At 73.2% G+C, this 19,823-nt stretch carries 14 protein-coding genes; 7 read left to right on the forward strand and 7 right to left on the reverse strand.

Annotated elements, in window-relative coordinates:
• Positions 1-107: 107 nt before the first annotated feature.
• The 3 genes from ACFZBD_RS18700 to ACFZBD_RS18710 all read right to left on the reverse strand — a co-directional run bounded on the left by ACFZBD_RS18700 (position 108) and on the right by ACFZBD_RS18710 (position 7,292).
• Positions 108-1,568 carry a glutamate synthase small subunit gene (locus tag ACFZBD_RS18700; protein WP_391140680.1) on the reverse strand — a complete coding sequence of 487 codons (1,461 nt, stop codon included), beginning with the start codon at positions 1,566-1,568 and terminating at the stop codon, positions 108-110.
• Positions 1,561-6,120 carry a glutamate synthase large subunit gene (gene gltB, locus ACFZBD_RS18705; RefSeq protein WP_391140681.1) on the reverse strand — a complete coding sequence of 1,520 codons (4,560 nt, stop codon included), beginning with the start codon at positions 6,118-6,120 and terminating at the stop codon, positions 1,561-1,563. The genes ACFZBD_RS18700 and gltB overlap by 8 nt, the downstream gene beginning before the upstream one ends.
• A 443-nt stretch (positions 6,121-6,563) precedes the next feature.
• Complete coding sequence (locus tag ACFZBD_RS18710; protein WP_391140682.1) at positions 6,564-7,292, reverse strand: VIT1/CCC1 transporter family protein; 729 nt, start codon at positions 7,290-7,292, stop codon at positions 6,564-6,566.
• Positions 7,293-7,511: 219 nt separating this feature from the next.
• Here ACFZBD_RS18710 and ACFZBD_RS18715 point away from each other — a divergent pair, with 219 nt between their 5' ends.
• Genes ACFZBD_RS18715 through ACFZBD_RS18745 form a run of 7 tightly spaced genes read left to right on the forward strand, consistent with a single transcriptional unit; the run spans position 7,512 to position 15,526 of the window.
• Positions 7,512-8,522, forward strand: a complete 1,011-nt coding sequence (locus ACFZBD_RS18715; protein WP_391140683.1) for an ADP-ribosylglycohydrolase family protein — start codon at positions 7,512-7,514, stop codon at positions 8,520-8,522.
• Positions 8,519-10,054, forward strand: a complete 1,536-nt coding sequence (locus tag ACFZBD_RS18720) for an ADP-ribosylglycohydrolase family protein (protein ID WP_391140684.1) — start codon at positions 8,519-8,521, stop codon at positions 10,052-10,054. The genes ACFZBD_RS18715 and ACFZBD_RS18720 overlap by 4 nt, the downstream gene beginning before the upstream one ends.
• Positions 10,035-11,186: an ADP-ribosylglycohydrolase family protein gene (locus tag ACFZBD_RS18725; RefSeq protein ID WP_391140685.1), complete on the forward strand. Its 1,152-nt coding sequence runs from the start codon at positions 10,035-10,037 to the stop codon at positions 11,184-11,186. Before ACFZBD_RS18720 ends, ACFZBD_RS18725 begins: the two co-directional genes overlap by 20 nt.
• Positions 11,183-12,607 carry an ADP-ribosylglycohydrolase family protein gene (locus ACFZBD_RS18730; protein ID WP_391140686.1) on the forward strand — a complete coding sequence of 475 codons (1,425 nt, stop codon included), beginning with the start codon at positions 11,183-11,185 and terminating at the stop codon, positions 12,605-12,607. The genes ACFZBD_RS18725 and ACFZBD_RS18730 overlap by 4 nt, the downstream gene beginning before the upstream one ends.
• Positions 12,604-13,524, forward strand: coding sequence for a ribokinase (gene rbsK, locus ACFZBD_RS18735; protein WP_391140687.1), 921 nt, complete (start codon positions 12,604-12,606; stop codon positions 13,522-13,524). The genes ACFZBD_RS18730 and rbsK overlap by 4 nt, the downstream gene beginning before the upstream one ends.
• Positions 13,521-14,735 carry a CoA transferase gene (locus ACFZBD_RS18740; protein ID WP_391140688.1) on the forward strand — a complete coding sequence of 405 codons (1,215 nt, stop codon included), beginning with the start codon at positions 13,521-13,523 and terminating at the stop codon, positions 14,733-14,735. The genes rbsK and ACFZBD_RS18740 overlap by 4 nt, the downstream gene beginning before the upstream one ends.
• Positions 14,732-15,526 carry an aldolase/citrate lyase family protein gene (locus ACFZBD_RS18745; protein ID WP_391140689.1) on the forward strand — a complete coding sequence of 265 codons (795 nt, stop codon included), beginning with the start codon at positions 14,732-14,734 and terminating at the stop codon, positions 15,524-15,526. The genes ACFZBD_RS18740 and ACFZBD_RS18745 overlap by 4 nt, the downstream gene beginning before the upstream one ends.
• Positions 15,527-15,618: 92 nt before the next feature.
• On the opposite strand, the gene lgt is transcribed toward ACFZBD_RS18745, so the two are convergent.
• The 4 genes from lgt to trpB all read right to left on the reverse strand — a co-directional run bounded on the left by lgt (position 15,619) and on the right by trpB (position 19,743).
• Complete coding sequence (lgt, locus tag ACFZBD_RS18750; protein WP_391140690.1) at positions 15,619-16,662, reverse strand: prolipoprotein diacylglyceryl transferase; 1,044 nt, start codon at positions 16,660-16,662, stop codon at positions 15,619-15,621.
• An 84-nt stretch (positions 16,663-16,746) separates the two neighbouring features.
• Complete coding sequence (locus ACFZBD_RS18755) at positions 16,747-17,571, reverse strand: thioredoxin domain-containing protein (protein WP_391140691.1); 825 nt, start codon at positions 17,569-17,571, stop codon at positions 16,747-16,749.
• 64 nt (positions 17,572-17,635) lie between these two features.
• Positions 17,636-18,451: a tryptophan synthase subunit alpha gene (gene trpA / locus ACFZBD_RS18760; protein WP_391140692.1), complete on the reverse strand. Its 816-nt coding sequence runs from the start codon at positions 18,449-18,451 to the stop codon at positions 17,636-17,638.
• Complete coding sequence (gene trpB / locus ACFZBD_RS18765; RefSeq protein ID WP_391140693.1) at positions 18,448-19,743, reverse strand: tryptophan synthase subunit beta; 1,296 nt, start codon at positions 19,741-19,743, stop codon at positions 18,448-18,450. The genes trpA and trpB overlap by 4 nt, the downstream gene beginning before the upstream one ends.
• Positions 19,744-19,823 lie beyond the last annotated feature (80 nt).

Consider the following 19,823-nt stretch of genomic DNA (forward strand, 5'->3'; position numbering starts at 1 on the left):
CGCACGCGCCGCGGCGCCCGCCCAGTCGTCCGGTCGGGGACATTCGGGAAGGCGCCGCGCTCAGTTCCGCACGTCGTTGTACGGGACGTCTCAGGGGTGGTGCCGGATCAGACCGTCAGGGCCCGGTCCGTGGGGCGGATCGGGGCCGGGAGGTCGCTCGCGCCCGTGAGGAAGCGGTCGACTCCGCGCGCCGCCGAGCGGCCCTCGGCGATCGCCCAGACGATCAGCGACTGACCGCGGCCCGCGTCACCGGCCACGAACACACCACCGACGTTGGTGGCGAAGTCCGCGTCCCGTGCGACGTTGCCGCGCTCGTCGAGCTCCAGGCCGAACTGCGAGACCATGCCGTTCTCGACGTCCGTGCCCGTGAAGCCCATCGCAAGCGTCACCAGCTGGGCGGGGATCTTGCGCTCCGTGCCCGGCTTCTGGGTCAGCTTACCCTCGATGAACTCGACCTCGACCAGGTGCAGGAACTGGACGTTGCCGTCCTCGTCGCCCTCGAAGTGGGTGGTGGAGACGGAGTAGACCCGCTCGCCGCCCTCCTCGTGCGCCGAGGTGACCTTGTAGAGCATGGGGAACGTCGGCCACGGCTGGCCGGCCGCCCGCTCCTCGCCCGGACGCGGCATGATCTCCAGCTGGGTGACCGAGGCCGCGCCCTGGCGGTGGGCGGTGCCCACGCAGTCCGCGCCGGTGTCGCCGCCGCCGATGACCACGACGTGCTTGCCCTCGGCCGTGATCGGCGGAGCCACGAAGTCGCCCTCGACGACCTTGTTGGCGAGCGGCAGGTACTCCATCGCCTGGTGGATGCCGGCCAGCTCCCGGCCGGGGACCGGCAGGTCGCGGGCGGTGGTGGCACCGGCGGCGATGACCACGGCGTCGTACCGCTTGCGCAGGTCGGTCGCGGTGATGTCGCGGCCGATCTCGACGCCGGTGCGGAACTTGGTGCCCTCCGCGCGCATCTGCTCGATGCGGCGGTTGATGTGCCGCTTCTCCATCTTGAACTCGGGGATGCCGTAGCGCAGCAGTCCGCCGATGCGGTCGGCGCGTTCGAAGACGGCGACCGTGTGGCCGGCCCGGGTCAGCTGCTGGGCGGCGGCGAGGCCCGCCGGGCCCGAGCCGATCACGGCGACGGTCTTGCCGGAGAGGCGCTCGGGCGCCTGCGGCTTGACGTCGTTGCCGTCCCACGCCTTGTCGATGATGGAGACTTCGACGTTCTTGATGGTGACGGCCGGCTGGTTGATGCCGAGCACGCACGCGGCCTCGCACGGAGCCGGGCACAGGCGGCCGGTGAACTCCGGGAAGTTGTTGGTGGCGTGCAGCCGCTCGGAGGCCTGGGTCCAGTCCTCGCGGTAGGCGTAGTCGTTCCACTCGGGGATCAGGTTCCCGAGCGGGCAGCCGTTGTGGCAGAACGGGATGCCGCAGTCCATGCAGCGGCCGGCCTGCTTGCTGATGATCGGCAGCAGGGAGCCGGGGACGTAGACCTCGTTGAAGTCCTTGACTCGCTCGCCCACCGGGCGGGTCTTGGCGACCTCGCGTCCGGTGGTCAGGAAGCCCTTGGGGTCAGCCATGGGTCGCCGCCTCCATCATCTTCTCGGTGGTCTCGGACTCGGAGAGACCGGCGAGCTCAGCGGCGTCCTTGGCGGCGAGCACTGCCTTGTACGTGGTGGGGATGATCTTGCTGAAGCGGTCCACGTTCACGGACCAGTCGGCGAGGAGCTTCTCGGCGACGGTCGAGCCCGTCTCCTCCTGGTGGCGGCGCACGACGTCGTGCAGCCACTCCTTGTCGGTGTCCGACAGGGTCTCCACGGCCGCCAGGTTGCCGGAGTTGACGTTGTCCCGGTCGAGGTCGACGACGTACGCGACGCCGCCCGACATGCCGGCCGCGAAGTTGCGGCCCGTCTCGCCGAGGACGACCGCGGTGCCGCCGGTCATGTACTCGCAGCCGTGGTCGCCCACGCCCTCCGAGACGACCAGCGCGCCGGAGTTGCGGACGCAGAAGCGCTCGCCGGTGCGGCCGCGCAGGAACAGCTCGCCGCCGGTGGCGCCGTAGGCGATGGTGTTGCCGGCGATGGTGGAGTACTCGGCCAGGTGGTCGGCGCCGCGGTCCGGGCGGACGACGACGCGGCCGCCGGAGAGGCCCTTGCCGACGTAGTCGTTGGCGTCGCCCTCCAGGCGGAGCGTGACTCCGCTCGGCAGGAAGGCGCCGAACGACTGGCCGGCGGAGCCGGTGAAGGTGATGTCGATGGTGTCGGCGGGCAGGCCGGCGCCGCCGAACTTCTTCGTCACCTCGTGGCCGAGCATGGTGCCGACCGTGCGGTTGATGTTGCGGATGGCGACCTGCGCCCGGACGGGCTGCGCCTCCTCGGCGGAGCGGGCGCCCAGCGCCTCGGCGGCGAGCTCGATCAGCTCGTTGTCGAGGGCCTTCTCCAGACCGTGGTCCTGCGCGACCTGGGCGTGGCGGACCGCGCCATCGGGCAGCTCGGGCACGTGGAAGAGCGGGGCCAGGTCGAGGCCCTGCGCCTTCCAGTGCGTGACGGCGCGGCTGGTGTCGAGCAGCTCGGCGTGGCCGACGGCCTCTTCGAGGGTACGGAAGCCCAGCTCGGCGAGGAGTTCGCGGACCTCTTCGGCGATGAACTCGAAGAAGTTGACGACGTACTCGGCCTTGCCGGAGAAGCGGTCCCGCAGGACCGGGTTCTGGGTGGCGATGCCGACCGGGCAAGTGTCCAGGTGGCAGACGCGCATCATGACGCAGCCGGAGACGACGAGCGGCGCGGTGGCGAAACCGAACTCCTCGGCGCCGAGGAGCGCGGCGATGACCACGTCCCGGCCGGTCTTGAGCTGGCCGTCGGTCTGGACGACGATCCGGTCGCGCAGGCCGTTGAGCAGCAGGGTCTGCTGGGTCTCGGCGAGGCCGAGCTCCCAGGGTCCGCCCGCGTGCTTGAGCGAGGTGAGCGGGGAGGCGCCCGTGCCGCCGTCGTGGCCGGAGATGAGGACGACGTCCGCGTGGGCCTTGGAGACGCCCGCGGCGACCGTGCCGACACCGACCTCGGAGACCAGCTTCACGTGGATCCGCGCCTGCGGGTTCGCGTTCTTCAGGTCGTGGATCAGCTGGGCCAGGTCTTCGATGGAGTAGATGTCGTGGTGCGGCGGCGGTGAGATGAGGCCGACGCCGGGCGTCGAGTGACGCGTCTTGGCGACCCACGGGTAGACCTTGTGGCCGGGCAGCTGGCCGCCCTCGCCGGGCTTGGCGCCCTGCGCCATCTTGATCTGGATGTCGTCGGCGTTGACCAGGTACTCGCTGGTGACGCCGAAGCGGCCGGAGGCGACCTGCTTGATGGAGGAGCGGCGCGCCGGGTCGTACAGGCGCTCCGGGTCCTCGCCGCCCTCACCGGTGTTGGACTTGCCGCCCAGCTGGTTCATGGCGATGGCGAGGGTCTCGTGCGCCTCGCGGGAGATGGAGCCGTAGGACATGGCGCCGGTGGAGAACCGCTTGACGATCTCGCTCGCCGGCTCGACCTCCTCGATCGGGATCGAGGGGCGGTCGGCGGTGAGGCCGAACAGGCCGCGGAGCGTCATCAGGCGCTCGGACTGCTCGTTGACCCGGTCCGTGTACTTCTTGAAGATGTCGTACCGCTTGTTGCGCGTGGCGTGCTGCAGGCGGAAGACGGTCTCGGGGTCGAAGAGGTGCGGCTCGCCCTCGCGGCGCCACTGGTACTCGCCGCCGATCTCCAGCGCGCGGTGCGCGGAGGGGACGCCGGAGGCGGGGTACGCCTTGGCGTGGCGGGCGGCGACCTCCTTGGCGACGACGTCGAGGCCGGCGCCGCCGATCTTGGTGGCGGTGCCGTTGAAGTACTTCTCGACGAAGGCGGTGTCGAGGCCGACGGCCTCGAAGACCTGGGCGCCGCGGTAGGAGGCGACGGTCGAGATGCCCATCTTGGACATGACCTTCAGGACGCCCTTGCCGAGGGCGTAGATCAGGTTGCGGATGGCCTGCTCGGGCTCCAGGCCCTCGATGAAGGTGCCGGCGCGGACCAGGTCCTCGACGGATTCCATCGCGAGGTAGGGGTTGACGGCGGCGGCGCCGTAGCCGATGAGGAGGGCCACGTGGTGGACCTCGCGGACGTCGCCGGCCTCGACCAGCAGGCCCACCTGGGTGCGCCGCTTGGTGCGGATGAGGTGGTGGTGGACGGCCGCGGTGAGCAGCAGCGACGGGATCGGCGCGTGCTCGGCGTCGGAGTGCCGGTCGGAGAGGACGAGCAGGTGGGCGCCGCCCTCGATCGCCGCGTCGGTCTCGGCGCAGATCTCCTCGATGCGGGCGGCGAGCGCGTCGCCGCCGCCGGAGACCCGGTACAGGCCGGAGAGGGTCGCGGCCTTCATGCCGGGCATGTCGCCGTCGGCGTTGATGTGGATGAGCTTGGCCAGCTCGTCGTTGTCGATCACCGGGAAGGGGAGCGTGACGCTGCGACAGGAGGCCGAGGTCGGCTCCAGCAGGTTGCCCTGCGGGCCGAGCGAGGAGAGCAGGCTCGTCACCAGCTCCTCTCGGATGGCGTCCAGCGGCGGGTTGGTGACCTGCGCGAAGAGCTGGGTGAAGTAGTCGAAGAGCAGCCGGGGGCGCTCGGAGAGGGCCGCGATCGGGGAGTCCGTGCCCATGGAGCCGAGCGGCTCGCCGCCGGTGCGGGCCATCGGGGCGAGGATGATGCGGAGCTCTTCCTCGGTGTAGCCGAAGGTCTGCTGGCGGCGGGTGACCGAGGCGTGGGTGTGGACGATGTGCTCGCGCTCGGGGAGGTCCTCGAGCTCGATCTCGCCGGTCTCCAGCCATTCGGCGTACGGGTGCTCGGCGGCGAGGCCGGCCTTGATCTCGTCGTCCTCGATGATCCGGTGCTCGGCGGTGTCGACGAGGAACATCTTGCCGGGCTGCAGGCGGCCCTTGCGGACGACCTTGGCGGGGTCGATGTCGAGGACGCCGACCTCGGAGGAGAGGACGACGAGGCCCTCGTCGGTGACCCAGTAGCGGCCGGGGCGCAGACCGTTGCGGTCGAGGACCGCGCCGACCTGGACGCCGTCGGTGAAGGTGACGCAGGCCGGGCCGTCCCAGGGCTCCATCATCGTGGAGTGGTACTGGTAGAAGGCGCGCCGGGCCGGGTCCATGGAGTCGTGGTTCTCCCACGCCTCGGGGACCATCATCAGGACGCTGTGCGGCAGGGAGCGGCCGCCGAGGTGGAGCAGCTCCAGGACCTCGTCGAAGGAGGCGGAGTCGGAGGCGTCCGGGGTGCAGACCGGGAAGATGCGGTCGAGCTTGCCCTCGCCGAAGAGGTCGGAGGCGAGCTGGGACTCGCGGGCCACCATCCAGTTGCGGTTGCCCTTGACCGTGTTGATCTCGCCGTTGTGCGCGACGAAGCGGTACGGGTGGGCCAGCGGCCAGCTCGGGAAGGTGTTGGTGGAGAACCGGGAGTGGACCAGGGCCACAGCGGTGGCGCAGCGGCGGTCCGACAGGTCCGGGAAGAAGGGCTCGAGCTGGCCGGTGGTCAGCATGCCCTTGTAGACGATGGTGCGGGCGGAGAGCGAGGGGAAGTAGGTCCCGGCCTCGCGCTCGGCGCGCTTGCGCAGGACGAACGCCTTGCGGTCCAGCGCGATGTCCGTGCTGTGGCCGTCGGCGACGAAGAGCTGGCGGAAGACGGGCATGGTGGAGCGGGCGGAGGCGCCGAGCAGCTCGGGGGTGACGGGGACCTCGCGCCAGCCGAGGACGTCCAGGCCCTCTTCGGACGCGATCGTCTCGATCTGCGAGACGGCCTGTGCGGAGCCGTCGGCAGGGAGGAAGGCGATGCCGACGGCGTAGGCGCCGGCGGCGGGCAGCTCGAAGTCGGTGACCTCGCGCAGGAAGGCGTCCGGGACCTGGAGCAGGATGCCCGCGCCGTCTCCGGAGTCGGGCTCGGAGCCGGTGGCGCCGCGGTGCTCGAGGTTGCGCAGTACGGTCAGCGCCTGCTCGACCAGTGCGTGACTGGCTACACCGGTGAGGGTGGCCACGAACCCGACACCACAGGCGTCGTGTTCGTTACGGGGGTCGTACATCCCCTGCGGAGCGGGGCGACCGTCCATGGGCGACCAGGCGTCGGAACGCATCGGCTCTCCCGTCGTCGTCGTGGCATATGCAGCAGCCGAGGGACGACGTTGGCCCTCCGCGAAATTTCGTGCAGGTTACATGATGGCTGGCTTCTCGGGAAGCGGATAGCACATTCCAGCATGCGGACACCGCTGACACGGAGCGGTGGCGTGGGTTCACCGAAGGACAGGTCGGTCTCGGGGTGTTCGTCTGGGTTCGACGACCCGTCGCGGAGCGGGCTTCGTTGCCCGCGGCGCTTACGCCTCATGCCCGGCGGTTTCGTGTTCGAAACCGATGAGTAACGGCTAGATATGTCGCGCTGTGCATAGTGTCTCACTGGTCCGGCGGATTGGCCCAGGGGATATACGTCACAGCAAGCATGCACGGAGAAGGCCCCCGCCGCAGGGCGAGGGCCTTCCTGGGGTGAACGCGCAGGTGGGAGCGGTTCTGGCGGGCCGTGGCGTCAGAGCGCGGCCCCGAAGAGCATGCCGAGTCCGTACGTCAGGGCCGCGGCGGCTCCGCCGAGGACGAGCTGGCGCAGCCCGCTGAACCACCAGCTGCGGGCCGTGACGCGGGCCACCAGCGCGCCGCAGCCGAAGAGCCCGACGAGGGCGAGCAGCACGGCGGGCCAGAGCGCGGTCGCCCCGAGCAGGTACGGCAGGACGGGGAGCAGGGCGCCGAGCGCGAACGAACCGAACGACGACACGGCGGCGACCATCGGCGACGGCAGGTCGTCGGGGTCGATGCCCAGCTCCTCGCGGGCGTGGATCTCGAGCGCCTGCTCGGGGTCGCGGGAGAGCTGCATCGCCACCTCGCGGGCGAGCGCGGGCTCGACGCCCCGGGAGACGTAGAGCGCGGCCAGCTCCTCCATCTCGTCGACGGGGTGCTTGCGCAGCTGCCGGCGTTCGACGTCCAGCTCGGCCTGGACCAGCTCGCGCTGGGAGGCGACGGAGGTGTACTCGCCCGCCGCCATGGAGAAGGCGCCGGCCGCCAGTCCGGCGAGGCCGGTGATGACGATGGTCTGCTGGGAGACCGCGCCGCCGGCGACACCGGTCATCAGGGCCAGGTTGGAGACGAGTCCGTCCATCGCGCCGAACACCGCGGGGCGGAGCCATCCGCCGTTCACGTCGCGGTGCGTGTGGTTGTCGCGGTGGGCCTCGTGAAGTGGTGCCTCGGTCTCGATGATGGACATGCTTCTCCCCTGTCGTTCCGGCGGGTCGGGCGGACCCCGCCTCCCCTCAACACCCTCGAAACTACGCTCGATGTAAGGGGCGCGCCAGCAAGGCAGGCCGTACTTAGTAAGGCGTACCTGATCTTGGTGACGGGGTTCAGGCGGGTGACAGAAACGATTCCGCGCACTCTTCGGGCCCCCGCGGTGGCACAGATCCAGGAACCGCGAAAGGGGACCGAGATGGGGACCGAGACGGGGACGACGACCCGTGACACGCGCGAGCGCGCCCGAGGGGCGCTGCTCGGCCTCGCGGTCGGCGACGCGCTCGGGGCGCCCGCCGAGAATCTGCGTCCCTCGGAGATCCGCCGCCGCTGGGGCCGGATCGAGGGTTTCGTGACGGACCGGCCGGCCGGCACCGACGACACGGAGTACGCGATCTTCTCCGGACTGCTGCTCGCCCGGCACGGCTCGGCCCTTACCGTCCGGCACGTGGAGCGGGCCTGGCACCACTGGATCGCCGATCTGGACGAGGGGCCCTTCCGGGGTGCCGGGTTCAGCGAGCGGGGCACCCTGGAGAACCTGCGGCGGGGGCTCGCCGCCCCCATCTCGGCCCAGCACCGCCACGCCTGGTCGGACGGGCTCGCCATGCGGGCGGCCCCCTTCGGGGTGTTCGCGGCGGGCCGCCCCGCGGAGGCGGCCCGGCTGGTCGCCATCGACGGCACCGTCAGCCACGACGGCGAGGGGATCTACGGCGGCCAGGCGGTCGCGGCCGGCGTCTCCGCGGCGATGGCGGGCGCGTCGGTGACCTCGGTCATCGCGGCCGCGCTCTCGGTGATCCCGATGGACTCCTGGACGGCCCGCTCGATGCGGCGCGCGGTGGTGGCGGCGCAGCGGATCCAACCCGATCCCCTGACCCGGGAGCGCACGGTCCGCTCCGCGGTCGTCATCGGCGGCTACCCGTGGACGGACCTGGCCCCCGAGGCCGTCGCCCTCGCCTTCGGCGCCTTCGCGGCGGCGCGGGGCGACTTCCGTACGGCCGTGCTGACCGCGGTCAACATGGGCCGCGACGCCGACACCACGGCGGCGGTCGCGGGCGCCCTGGCCGGGGCGGCGGCGGGCGCGTCGGCGATCCCGGAGGAGTGGGGGTCCGTGATCGGCCCGGTGAAGGGGAGCTGTCTGCCGTCGATGCGGGGCTACCACGTCCTGGACATCGCGGACCTGCTGACGACGGACGAGGAGGACGCCGCATGACCACGACGGATTCCACCCACCGCACCTGGGGCTCCGGCGCCGCCCCGACCACGGACGATCACCCCGCCGACGACCTCCCGGCCGACACCTGGCCCCCGCACCCGCCCCCGGACACCGCGGCCCGGTCCGGAGCCCCCCGCGCCCCGGAGGACGGCCCGGACCCGGGCACCCGGCCCGCCGGGGCGGTCGAGGCGGTCGAGGCGGGTGCGGGTGTCCTGACCGGCGAGGCAGGCGTCCTGGCGGGCGAGGCGGGTGTCCTGACCGGACCGGCTACCACCCCGGAGCTCCGGGTCCAGCCGACGACCGAGGCGGGTGTCCTGACCGGACCGGGCCGCGGGCCGGATGTCCGGGCCGGGCGGGCAGGCGAGGCAGGCGTCCGGGCCCCGCGGGTCTCCGTCTCACGGGTCGAGGGGCTGCTCCTCGGGCTCGCCGCGGGGGACGCCGCCGGGTGGCCCGCGGCGCGGCACCGGGCCGCCCGGATGCCGGAGTGGACCCGCCGGCTCACCCGCGAACTCGACACGTTCGCCGAGCAGAACGCCACCACCACCCTGCCCGTCCCCATCGCCCTGAACCAGCCGCCCGAGCCGCTGCGTCTCGGCCCTTCCGACGACGCCGAATGGGCCGTCTTCACCGCCGAGGCCGTCCTCGCCGCCGCGGGCCCCCTCTTCTCCTCCCTCGCCCCCGAGCGCCGCCTCCGGGCCGCCGTCGACCTGGCCTGGAACTCGCTCGCCGGCCAGGTCGCCGCCGCCGCCGACCGCGCCCCCGAGGTGGAGTCCGCCGTACTGCCCCTGCGCGCCCGGATCTCGGTCCGCGCCGGTCTCGGCAATCTCGCCACCGGTCTGCGCCCGCCCGCCACCGGCCACGACAACCCCCACTACTTCGACGACGCCGCCTGCGTCCGCGCCGTCGTGCTGGCCGTCGTCCACCCGGGCAACCCGGTCGCCGCGGCCGAACTCGCCGAGTTCGACGCCCGGTACACCCAGGACGGCGACGGCGTCCACGGCGCCCGCGCGATGGCGGCGGCCGTCGCCGCGGCCCTCGGCGGGGCGACCGTCGACGACGCCGTGGCGGCCGCGCTCGCCCAGCTCCCGCCCGCCACCGAGATCGGGCGCAACGCCCGGCAGGCCGTGAAGATGGCCCAGGACGCGGCCGACGCCTTCGAATTGGTCCCCCTCCTGGAGCACCAGATCGTCGACCACGTCTACAGCTACGGCATCGCCGCCGCCGAGACCGTCCCCGTCGCCCTCGCCCTGGCGCTCGCCGCGCGCGGCCGGACGGCCGCGGCCGTCCCCGCCGCCGCCTGCCTCTCCCGCGTCGCCGACTCCGCTCCCGCACTGGCCGGCGCGCTCACCGGGGCGCTCGGGGGCGGCGACTCCGTCCCCGCCACCTGGCGCGACGCCTGCCGCACCCTCGCGGGCTGCGCCCTGCCCCGCCTCGCGGGCACGGACCTGGTCGAACTCGCCGAGCGGCTGGGAGACACGGAACCGGCCACACCGGGTGGACAATTCCGACATGACCCCCACACTGGATGACCGGATCACCGGCAGCCTCGTCGGCGCCGCCGTGGGCGACGCCCTCGGCGGCCCCGTCGAGGGCTACACCCCGACCCAGATCCTGGAACGCCACGGCGGCCGGATCACCGGCATCGTCGGCCCCTGGAACGGCGACTCCTGGCGCACGGCCCGCCCCATCGCGCCGTACCACAAGGGCGACGGGCACGTCACCGACGACACCTTGATGACCCACGCCCTCATCAGGGTGTACGAGACGGTGCGCGACCACCTCGACGCGTACGCCGTGGCGGACCATCTGGTACCCGAACTCACGGCGCGTCCCGTCTGGATCCCGGAGCTGGAGGCCGAAGCCCTCCCCCTCCAGCGGATCTTCCTCGCCGAGAAGTGGATCGTGACCCGTCTGCACTACGGCCACGCCGACCCGCGCGAGGCCGGCAACGGCAACATCGTCAACTGCGGTGCGGCGATGTACATGGCGCCGGTGGGCCTGGTCAACGCGGCGAACCCGGAGGCCGCGTACGCCGAGGCGCTGGACGTCGCGGGCGCGCACCAGTCCTCGTACGGCAGGGAGGCGGCGGGGGTGTTCGCCGCGGCGGTGGCCGCCGCCTGCGTGCCGTCCGCCACGCCCGGGTCGGTGGTGGACACGGCGCTCCGCCTGGCGAAGGACGGCACCCGCGCGGCGATCGAGGCCGTCGCCGAAGTGGCCGCCCGGCACACGGACTTCGAGTCGGCGCTGGAGCCGCTGCGGGCGGCGGTGGCACCGTTCGACTCGGTGGGCCCGGACTACCGCGCCCCCTCCCTGGGCGCCCGCCGGCCCTCGCGGCTGCACGCGATCGAGGAGCTGCCCGTCGCCCTGGGGATGCTGCTGGTGGGCGAGGGCGACTACCGGCGTACGGTCCTGGGCTCGGTCAACTACGGCCGTGACTGCGACTCGATCGCGACGATGGCGGGGGCGATCGTGGGCGCGCTGCGCGGCGAGGCCGCCGTCCCCTCCGACTGGTCGAAGCAGGTCGCCGAGGCGAGCCGGCTGGACCTGCACGCCCCGGCCGCGGCGCTGAGCACGGTCGCACGGGAGGTGTTCGAGCGGGACACCGCCCGCCGCCGGGCGCACGAGTCGGCGTACGCGGCCCTGACGAGCGCGGACCGATGAACCTCCGCGTGACCTGGGTGCAGCCGGAGGACCTGGTCGGCCACGAACTGCGCCAGGCGGCGGAGGACGGCCGCGACGCCTCCGCGGTCGCCGCTCGCTGGCAGGCGGCGGGCGGCCGGCCGGCGCCTCCCCTGGCGGGCGCGTCCCCGACCCCGCGCCCCGACCTCCGCCCGCTGGCGGAACGCCTCCTCGACGAACTGGCCGCCCTGCCCTCCCCCCTGGCGCCGCTGGAACCCACCTCGCTCGGCGCCATCCAGGCCGCCGCGAGCGCGCCCGGCGCCTCCCCGCCGCCGGAGCCCGGCCCGGCCCCGGCCCCGGCTCCGGCTCCGGCTCCGGCTCCTGCGGCGGCCCCGGGGCCGTCCTCCTCCCTTCGGGACCGGCTGCACGCCGCCTGGCTCGGGCGCGCCGCTGGGTGTCTGCTCGGCAAGCCCGTCGAGAAGCTGCCCCTCCCCGCCATCCGCGCCCTCGCCCGCGCCACCGGCAACTGGCCCCTCTCCTCGTGGTTCACCGCCAAGGGCGTGCCGCCCGAGCTGCTCGCCGCCCACCCCTGGAACCGCCGTTCCGCACCCACCTCGCTCGCCGAGAACATCGACGGCATGCCCGAGGACGACGACCTCAACTACCCCCTCCTCGATCTGCTGCTCCTCCAGCGGTACGGCCGCGACTTCACCACCGCCGACGTCGCCCGCCTCTGGCTGGACGAACTGCCCGCCGGCCGCACCTTCACGGCCGAGCGCGTCGCCTACCGCAATCTCCTCGACGGTGTCGAACCCCCGCTCACCGCCGTCCGCCGCAACCCCTTCCGCGAGTGGATCGGCGCCCAGATCCGGGCGGACGTCCACGGCTGGACCCACCCGGGTGACCCGGTCGCCGCCGCCGCGCAGGCGCACCGGGACGCGGCGCTCACCCACACCGCCAACGGCGTCTACGGCGCCATGTTCGTCGCCGCCGTCCTCGCCACCGCCGCGACCGGCACCGCCGACGTCCACCGGGCGCTGGCCTCCGGCCTCACCGTGATCCCTCCCCGCTCCCGCCTGGCCGAGGCCGTCCGCCTCGGCATCGACGCCGCGCGCACGACCGAGGACTTCGATGCCGTCGTGGACCGGCTCCACTCCGTCCTCGGCGGGTATCACTGGGTCCATGCCGTCCCCAACGCCGCCCTGCTCGCCGCCGCGCTCACCCACGCGGACGGCGACTTCTCCCGCTCTGTCTGCGCGGCGGTCTCCGGCGGCTGGGACACCGACTCCAACGGCGCCACCGCCGGATCGGTCGCCGGCCTCCTCGCCGGCCACCCCGACCGGCTGCCCGACCGCTGGACCTCCCCCCTCAAGAACCGACTGTCGACCTCGGTCCCGTCCTTCGACGGCATCGGCTTCGACACCCTGGCCGAACTGACACTCCTGGAGGCAGTACACCCATGACCGGCATCGTGGTGCTCGGCAGCACCAACATGGACCTCGTCGCCTTCGTGTCCCGGGCCCCCGCACGCGGAGAGACCGTCACCGGCCGGGAGTTCCGCACCATCCCCGGCGGCAAGGGCGCCAACCAGGCCGTCGCCGCCGCCCGGGCCGGCGCCGAGGTGGCGATCATCGGGGCGGTCGGCGCCGACGACTTCGGCACCCGCCTCCGGGCCGCGCTGGAGGGGGCCGGGGTCGAGACCGACCTGCTGCGCACCTCCGAGGGCCCCTCGGGCACGGCCCACATCGTCGTCGACGACGAGGGCGGCAACGCGATCGTCGTCGTCCCCGGCGCCAACGGCACCGTGACCTCCCTCGACCACGGCGACGAGGCCCTGATCGCCACCGCCGACACCCTCCTCCTCCAGCTCGAACTCCCCCTCTCCGTCGTCACCGAGGGCGCCGCCACCGCCCGCCGCCTCGGCGTCCGCACCGTCCTCACGCCCGCCCCCGCCCAGCCCCTCCCGTCCGAACTCCTCGCCGTCACCGACCTCTTGGTGCCCAACGAGCACGAGGCCGCCGCGCTCACCGGCATCGCCGACCCGCACGCCGCCGCCGCGGCGCTGCTCCGGGACGTGCCCGAGGTCGTCATCACCCTCGGCTCCGCCGGCAGCCTCTACCTCGCCCGGGGCGGCGAACCGGTCACCGTCCCCGCCCCCCGCGTCCGGGCCGTGGACACCACCGCCGCCGGCGACACCTTCGTCGGCGCGCTCGCGGTCGCCCTCGGCGAGGGCCGCCCCGTCCCCGAGGCGCTGGCCTGGGCGTCGACCGCCGCCGCGCTCTCCGTCCAGCGCGAGGGCGCCTCCTCCTCGATGCCGTACCGCTCCGAGATCGACACCGCCCACGGCTCCCTCAGCGGACGGGAGGTCGACGCCGTATGAGGCCCTCGCCGCCCTCCCCCGAGCGGGCCGCCCCCCTCCACGGTCTGCGCGTCCTCGATCTCGCCACCCTCTTCGCCGGGCCCCTGGCCGCGATGATGCTCGGCGACTTCGGCGCCGACGTCGTGAAGATCGAGCACCCGCGCAAGCCCGATCCGTCCCGTGGCCACGGTCCGGCCAAGGACGGGGTCGGCCTGTGGTGGAAGGTCCTCGGCCGCAACAAGCGGACCATGACCCTCGACCTGTCCGCCCCCGGCGGCCGGGACACCCTGCTGCGCCTGGCCGCCGACGCCGACGTGATCGTGGAGAACTTCCGCCCCGGCACCCTGGAACGCTGGGGTCTGGGCTGGGAGGAGCTGTCTGCCGTCAACCCCAGCCTGGTCCTGACCCGCGTCACCGGCTTCGGGCAGTTCGGCCCGTACTCCCACCGCCCCGGCTTCGGGACCCTCGCCGAGGCGATGAGCGGCTTCGCCTCCATCACCGGCGAGCCGGACGGCCCGCCCACCCTTCCCCCCTTCGGCCTCGCCGACTCGATCGCCGCCCTCGCGACGGCGTACGCGGTGATGACCGCGATCACGGCCAGGACGGCCACCGGCCGTGGCCAGGTCGTCGACATGGCGATCATCGAACCGATCCTCTCCGTCATCGGACCGCACCCCCTCTGGTACGACCAGCTCGGCTATGTCCAGCCGCGCACCGGCAACCGCTCCCGCAACAACGCCCCCCGCAACACCTACCGCACCTCCGACGGCTCCTGGGTCGCCGTCTCGACCTCCGCCCAGTCGATCGCCGAGCGCGTCCTGCGCCTGGTGGGCCGCCCTGAACTGATCGACGAGCCGTGGTTCGCCGACGGCGCCGGCCGCGCCGACCACGCGGACGTCCTGGACGACGCCGTCGGCACCTGGATCGCCCGCCACACGCGTGAGGAGGCCATGACCGCCTTCGAGAAGGCCGAGGCGGCGATCGCGCCCGTCTACGACATCCGGGACGTGATGGCCGATCCGCAGTACCGCGCCCTGGACACCGTCACCGAGGTGCCCGACCCCGAGCTGGGCCCGATCCGCATGCAGAACGTCCTCTTCCGGCTCTCCGACACCCCCGGCGCGATCCGCTGGGCCGGCCGGCCGCACGGCGCCGACACCGCCGACGTGCTCGCGGAGCTGGGCCTCTCCCCCGCCGAGATCAGCGCGCTGCGCGCCGAGGGGGCCGTATGACCCTCCCCCTCACCTGGCTGTACGCCCCCGGCGACCGCCCCGCCGTCGTCCGCAAGGCCCTGGCCTCCGGCGCCGACGTGGTCATCGTCGATCTGGAGGACGCGGTGGCCCCGGACCGCAGGGCATACGCCCTGGCCGCCACCGTCGATCTGCTCTCCGACCCCCATCCCGTACCGATCCATGTCCGCATCCACACCCCACGGGACATCGCTCCGCTGGCCTCCCTCCCCGGCCTCGGCGGTTTCCGTGTTCCCAAGGTGACACACGCCACTGACATCCACCGGATCGCCGAAGCGGCCCCCGGCGTTCCGCTCTTCCCGCTCCTGGAGAGCGCGCTGGCCGTCGAGCACGCCTACGCCATCGCCTCGGCCCACCCGGCCGTCCACGGCATCGCCCTCGGCGAGGCGGACCTCCGCGCCGACCTGGGGCTGCGCCACGACAGCGGTCTCGACTGGCCGCGCGGCCGCGTCGTGGTCGCCGCCCGCGCGGCCGCCCTCCCGCCCCCGGCCCAGTCCGTGCACCCCGACATCCACGACCTGGACACGTTGGCCGCCGACTGCGCCCGGGGCCGCGCCCTCGGCTTCCTCGGCCGGGCGGCGATCCACCCGCGCCAGCTCGCCGTCATCGAGCAGGCGTACCTCCCGACGCCCGACGAGGTCGCCGCCGCCGAGGAGGTCGTCAAGGCGGCGGAGACGGAGGAGGGTGCCCTGGCCCTCCCGGACGGCCGCTTCGTCGACGCGGCCGTGGTCACCGGCGCCCGCCGCGTCCTGGCCCTGGCGGCGAGGGCGTGACCGGCGGGCCCCGGACACGAAGACCCCCGGCCCGGACGGCAGGGGCAGGGGCCTTCCGGTGCCGGGCGGCCCTGTGCGTGTCGTGCCGGCGGTCAGCTCTTGCCGGCCGCTCCCGCCCCGTGGTCGGCACCGTCCTTGGCGGACTCGCCCGCCGCGGCCTCCCCGGCCCCGGCGTCGGAGCCGGTCGCGGCGTCGTTCCCGGTGGCGTCCCCGGTCGCCGAGGTCCCGATGCCCTCGGCGTCGCCGTCCTTCGCGTCCGCGGAGGACTCGGAGCCGTCGGGGTCCGCGGTGTCCTTCGCGGTCCCGGACGCCTTGTCGCCCTTCGCCTCGGGCTCCACGGTCTCCTCCCGCCCGGGGCGGACCCGCGACGAGATCACGATGTAGGCGACGGCGAGGACGAAGACGACGATCGCGGTCCAGACGTTCAGCCGCAGGCCGAGGACGTGGTGCGCCTCGTCGACGCGCATGTACTCGATCCACCCGCGGCCCGCGCAGTACGCGGCGACGTAGAGGGCGAAGGCCCGCCCGTGGCCCAGCTTGAAGCGGCGGTCGGCCCAGACGACGAGCAGCGCGACGCCGATGCACCACAGCGACTCGTACAGGAAGGTCGGGTGGTACAGCCCGGCCTCGCGGTTCGCGCCGGCGCTGATCTTCAGGGCCCACGGCAGGTCGGTCGGCTTGCCGTACAGCTCCTGGTTGAACCAGTTGCCCCAGCGGCCGATGGCCTGGGCCAGGGCGATGCCGGGGGCGATGGCGTCCGCGTAGGCCGGCAGCGGGATGCCCCGGCGGCGGCAGCCGATCCAGGCGCCCACCGCGCCGAGCGCGATGGCGCCCCAGATCCCGAGGCCGCCTTCCCAGATCTTGAAGGCGTCGACCCAGTTCTCACCCTCGCTGAAGTACAGCTGGTAGTCGGTGATCACGTGGTAGAGCCGGCCGCCGACGAGGCCGAAGGGCACCGCCCAGACGGCGATGTCGGCCACGGTGCCGGCTTTGCCGCCCCGGGCGATCCAGCGCTTGTTGCCGTACCAGACGGCAACGAAGACACCGATGATGATGCAGAAGGCATAGCCGCGCAGCGGAACCGGTCCGAGGTTGATCACACCGGTCGACGGGCTGGGAATGTAGGCAAGGTCCATGGCAGGACCGACGCTACCCTGCCGGGCGGGCGGGACGGCAGCCCGCCCGGCAACGTATGCGTAACTACCGCCGCCGGCCGGTCGTCAGCCGCCGGCCGTCGGGGATGCCGTGCCGGGCTTCTTGCCCTTGCCGGCCTCGGCGACCCACTTCTTCAGGTTCTCCGGGGAGATCTGCTCGTTCCCCTTCGTCGGGAAGATCGATTCGCCGTCGAGGAGCACCGTCGGGGTGCCGCGGAAGTCGCTGTTCTTGAAGGCGGTGTTCGACTTCCCGACCCAGCTGTCGTGGGTGCCGTCCTCGACGCAGCTGCGGAACGCGGGGGTGTCGAGTCCCGGCACCTTGGCGGCCAGTTCGAGCAGCTTGGCGTTGTCGGCGAAGGCGTCGTCCGTCTCCGGCGGCTGGTTGACGTAGAGCAGGTCGTGGTACGCCGTGAACTTCCCGGCGTCCTGGGCGCAGGCGGCGGCGTTCGCCGCGCGCAGGGAGCCGCTGCCGCCCATGTTGCCGTCGATGATGGTGGCCAGGTGGTACTCGGTCTTGAGGGCGCCGGACGCCTCCAGCTCGTGGATGGTGTCCCGGAAGGCGTTCTCGAAGGACGCGCACGCCGGGCAGCGGAAGTCCTCCCAGATCGTGAGCGTCGCCGGGGCGTCCGGGCGGCCCGTGGGGATGGCCGGGGTGTCGTCGCCGATGGCGCCGGTGGGCGCGACGACGGGGCCCGCCTTGTCCGAGCCGCTGTCCTTGCCGCCGGTGTTGGCGGCGATGACCCCGGCGACCGCGGCGAGGCCGAGGACTCCGACCACCGCCGCCGACACGATGAGGACCCGCCGCTGCTTCGCGCGCGCCTTGTCGCGGTCGCGCTGCTCCTTGAGGCGCTCCCGCGCGCTCTGCTTACCGTCTCGGTTCTTCTCGCTCACGCCCACAGCAACGAACCGGGGAGGCACGTCCGCGCCTCCCCGGTCCCAGGTCCACCCATACGGGTTACGAAGTGCGGCGCACGCCCTCGGCGAGTTCGCCCGCCAGTTCCCTTACGGCGGCGAGTCCGGCGGCCTCGTCCTCGGCGTCGAGCAGGCGCTTGACGAACGCGGACCCGACGATGACGCCGTCGGCGAAGGTCGCGACCTCCTTGGCCTGCTCGGCGTTGGAGACGCCGAGCCCGACGCAGACCGGCAGCTCGCCGGCGGCGCGGGTGCGGCGGACGAGGTCGGCGGCCTGCTCGCCGACCGAGGCGCGGGTGCCGGTGACGCCCATGAGCGAGGCGGCGTAGACGAAGCCGGAACCGGCGGCCGTGATGGTCGCCAGCCGCTCGTCCTTGCTGCTCGGCGCGACGACGAAGACGGTGGCGAGACCGTGCTTGTCGGCGTGCTCGCGCCAGGTGGCCGACTCCTGGACCGGCAGGTCGGGCAGGATGCAGCCCGCGCCGCCTGCCGCGGCCAGCTCCTCGGTGAAGCGCTCGACGCCGTAGCGGTCGATGGGGTTCCAGTACGTCATGACGAGCACCGGCTTGCCGGTGGCGTCGTGGGCCTCGCGGACGGTCCGCATGACGTCGGCGATCCGGACGCCGCCGCGCAGGGCGATGTCGTCGGCGGTCTGGATGACCGGGCCGTCCAGGACCGGGTCGCTGTGGGGCAGGCCCACCTCGACGATGTCGGCGCCGCCGTCGAAGACGGCTTTGACGGCCGCGATGCCGCCGTCCACGGTCGGGAACCCGGCCGGGAGGTAGGCGATGAGGGCGGCACGGTTCTCGGCCTTGGCCTCGGCCAGCGTGTCGCCGAGCAGCTGGATGTTCCCGCTCACTTGGTGTCCCTCCGGATCTCGCCCGCGCCGTCCTCGGCGGCGGCGTCGGCCTCGACCGGGGCCGCGTTCGTGTCGTACAGCCCGAAGTAGCGGGCGGCCGTGTCCATGTCCTTGTCACCGCGCCCGGAGAGGTTGACGACGATCAGGCCGTCCTCGCCCAGCTCCTTGCCGACCTGGAGCGCGCCGGCCAGCGCGTGTGCGGACTCGATGGCCGGGATGATGCCCTCGGTGCGGGAGAGCAGCCGCAGGGCCTGCATGGCCTCGTCGTCGGTGACGGCGCGGTACTCGCCGCGGCCGGTGTCCTTGAGGTACGAGTGCTCCGGGCCGATGCCGGGGTAGTCCAGGCCGGCCGAGATGGAGTACGGCTCGGTGATCTGGCCCTCGTCGTCCTGGAGGACGTACGACCGGGAGCCGTGGAGGATGCCGGGCTCGCCGGCGGTGAGGGTGGCGGCGTGCTCGCCGGACTCGACGCCGTGGCCGGCCGGCTCGCAGCCGATCAGACGGACGCCGGTGTCGGGGATGAAGGCGTGGAAGAGGCCGATGGCGTTGGAGCCGCCGCCGACGCAGGCGACGGCCGCGTCGGGCAGTCGTCCGGCGCGCTCCAGGATCTGGCGGCGGGCCTCGACGCCGATGACGCGGTGGAAGTCGCGGACCATGGCGGGGAAGGGGTGGGGTCCTGCGACCGTGCCGAAGAGGTAGTGGGTGCGGTCGACGTTGGCGACCCAGTCGCGGAAGGCCTCGTTGATGGCGTCCTTCAGGGTGCGGCTGCCGGACTTCACCGCGACGACCTCGGCGCCGAGCATCCGCATGCGCGCGACGTTCAGCGCCTGGCGCTGGGTGTCGATCTCGCCCATGTAGATGGTGCACTCGAGCCCGAAGAGGGCGCAGGCGGTGGCGGTGGCGACGCCGTGCTGGCCGGCGCCGGTCTCGGCGATGACGCGGGTCTTGCCCATGCGCTTGGTGAGCAGCGCCTGGCCCAGAACGTTGTTGATCTTGTGCGAGCCGGTGTGGTTGAGGTCCTCGCGCTTGAGGAAGATCCGGGCGCCGCCGGCGTGCCCGGCGAACCGGGGCACCTCGGTGAGGGAGCTGGGGCGGCCGGTGTAGTGGACCATGAGGTCGTTGAGCTCGCGGGCGAACTCGGGGTCGGCCTTCGCCTTGTCGTACTCGACGGCGACCTCGTCCACGGCGGCGACGAGGGCCTCCGGGATGAACTTGCCGCCGTAGGCGCCGAAGTAGCCCTCGGCGGTGGGGACCTGACCCTCGGGGTCCGGGATGAAGAACTCGCTGGACATGCGTCTGCTCCTCGCGGGGCGGTCGCCCCGTGTGACGTGCGGTCTGGTGATCACGTGGGGCGCGCACCCGGGGCCGCCGT

The sequence above is a fragment of the Streptomyces sp. NPDC008121 genome, from assembly GCF_042957155.1.
GTDB lineage: Bacteria > Actinomycetota > Actinomycetes > Streptomycetales > Streptomycetaceae > Streptomyces.

Coding starts and splice junctions, on each gene's coding strand:
- ACFZBD_RS18700 (WP_391140680.1), bottom strand. CDS start 1,568: ATGGCTGACCCCAAGGGCTTCCTGACCACCGGACGCGAGGTCGCCAAG.
- gltB (WP_391140681.1), bottom strand. CDS start 6,120: ATGCGTTCCGACGCCTGGTCGCCCATGGACGGTCGCCCCGCTCCGCAG.
- ACFZBD_RS18710 (WP_391140682.1), bottom strand. CDS start 7,292: ATGTCCATCATCGAGACCGAGGCACCACTTCACGAGGCCCACCGCGAC.
- ACFZBD_RS18715 (WP_391140683.1), top strand. CDS start 7,512: ATGGGGACCGAGACGGGGACGACGACCCGTGACACGCGCGAGCGCGCC.
- ACFZBD_RS18720 (WP_391140684.1), top strand. CDS start 8,519: ATGACCACGACGGATTCCACCCACCGCACCTGGGGCTCCGGCGCCGCC.
- ACFZBD_RS18725 (WP_391140685.1), top strand. CDS start 10,035: ATGACCCCCACACTGGATGACCGGATCACCGGCAGCCTCGTCGGCGCC.
- ACFZBD_RS18730 (WP_391140686.1), top strand. CDS start 11,183: ATGAACCTCCGCGTGACCTGGGTGCAGCCGGAGGACCTGGTCGGCCAC.
- rbsK (WP_391140687.1), top strand. CDS start 12,604: ATGACCGGCATCGTGGTGCTCGGCAGCACCAACATGGACCTCGTCGCC.
- ACFZBD_RS18740 (WP_391140688.1), top strand. CDS start 13,521: ATGAGGCCCTCGCCGCCCTCCCCCGAGCGGGCCGCCCCCCTCCACGGT.
- ACFZBD_RS18745 (WP_391140689.1), top strand. CDS start 14,732: ATGACCCTCCCCCTCACCTGGCTGTACGCCCCCGGCGACCGCCCCGCC.
- lgt (WP_391140690.1), bottom strand. CDS start 16,662: ATGGACCTTGCCTACATTCCCAGCCCGTCGACCGGTGTGATCAACCTC.
- trpB (WP_391140693.1), bottom strand. CDS start 19,743: ATGTCCAGCGAGTTCTTCATCCCGGACCCCGAGGGTCAGGTCCCCACC.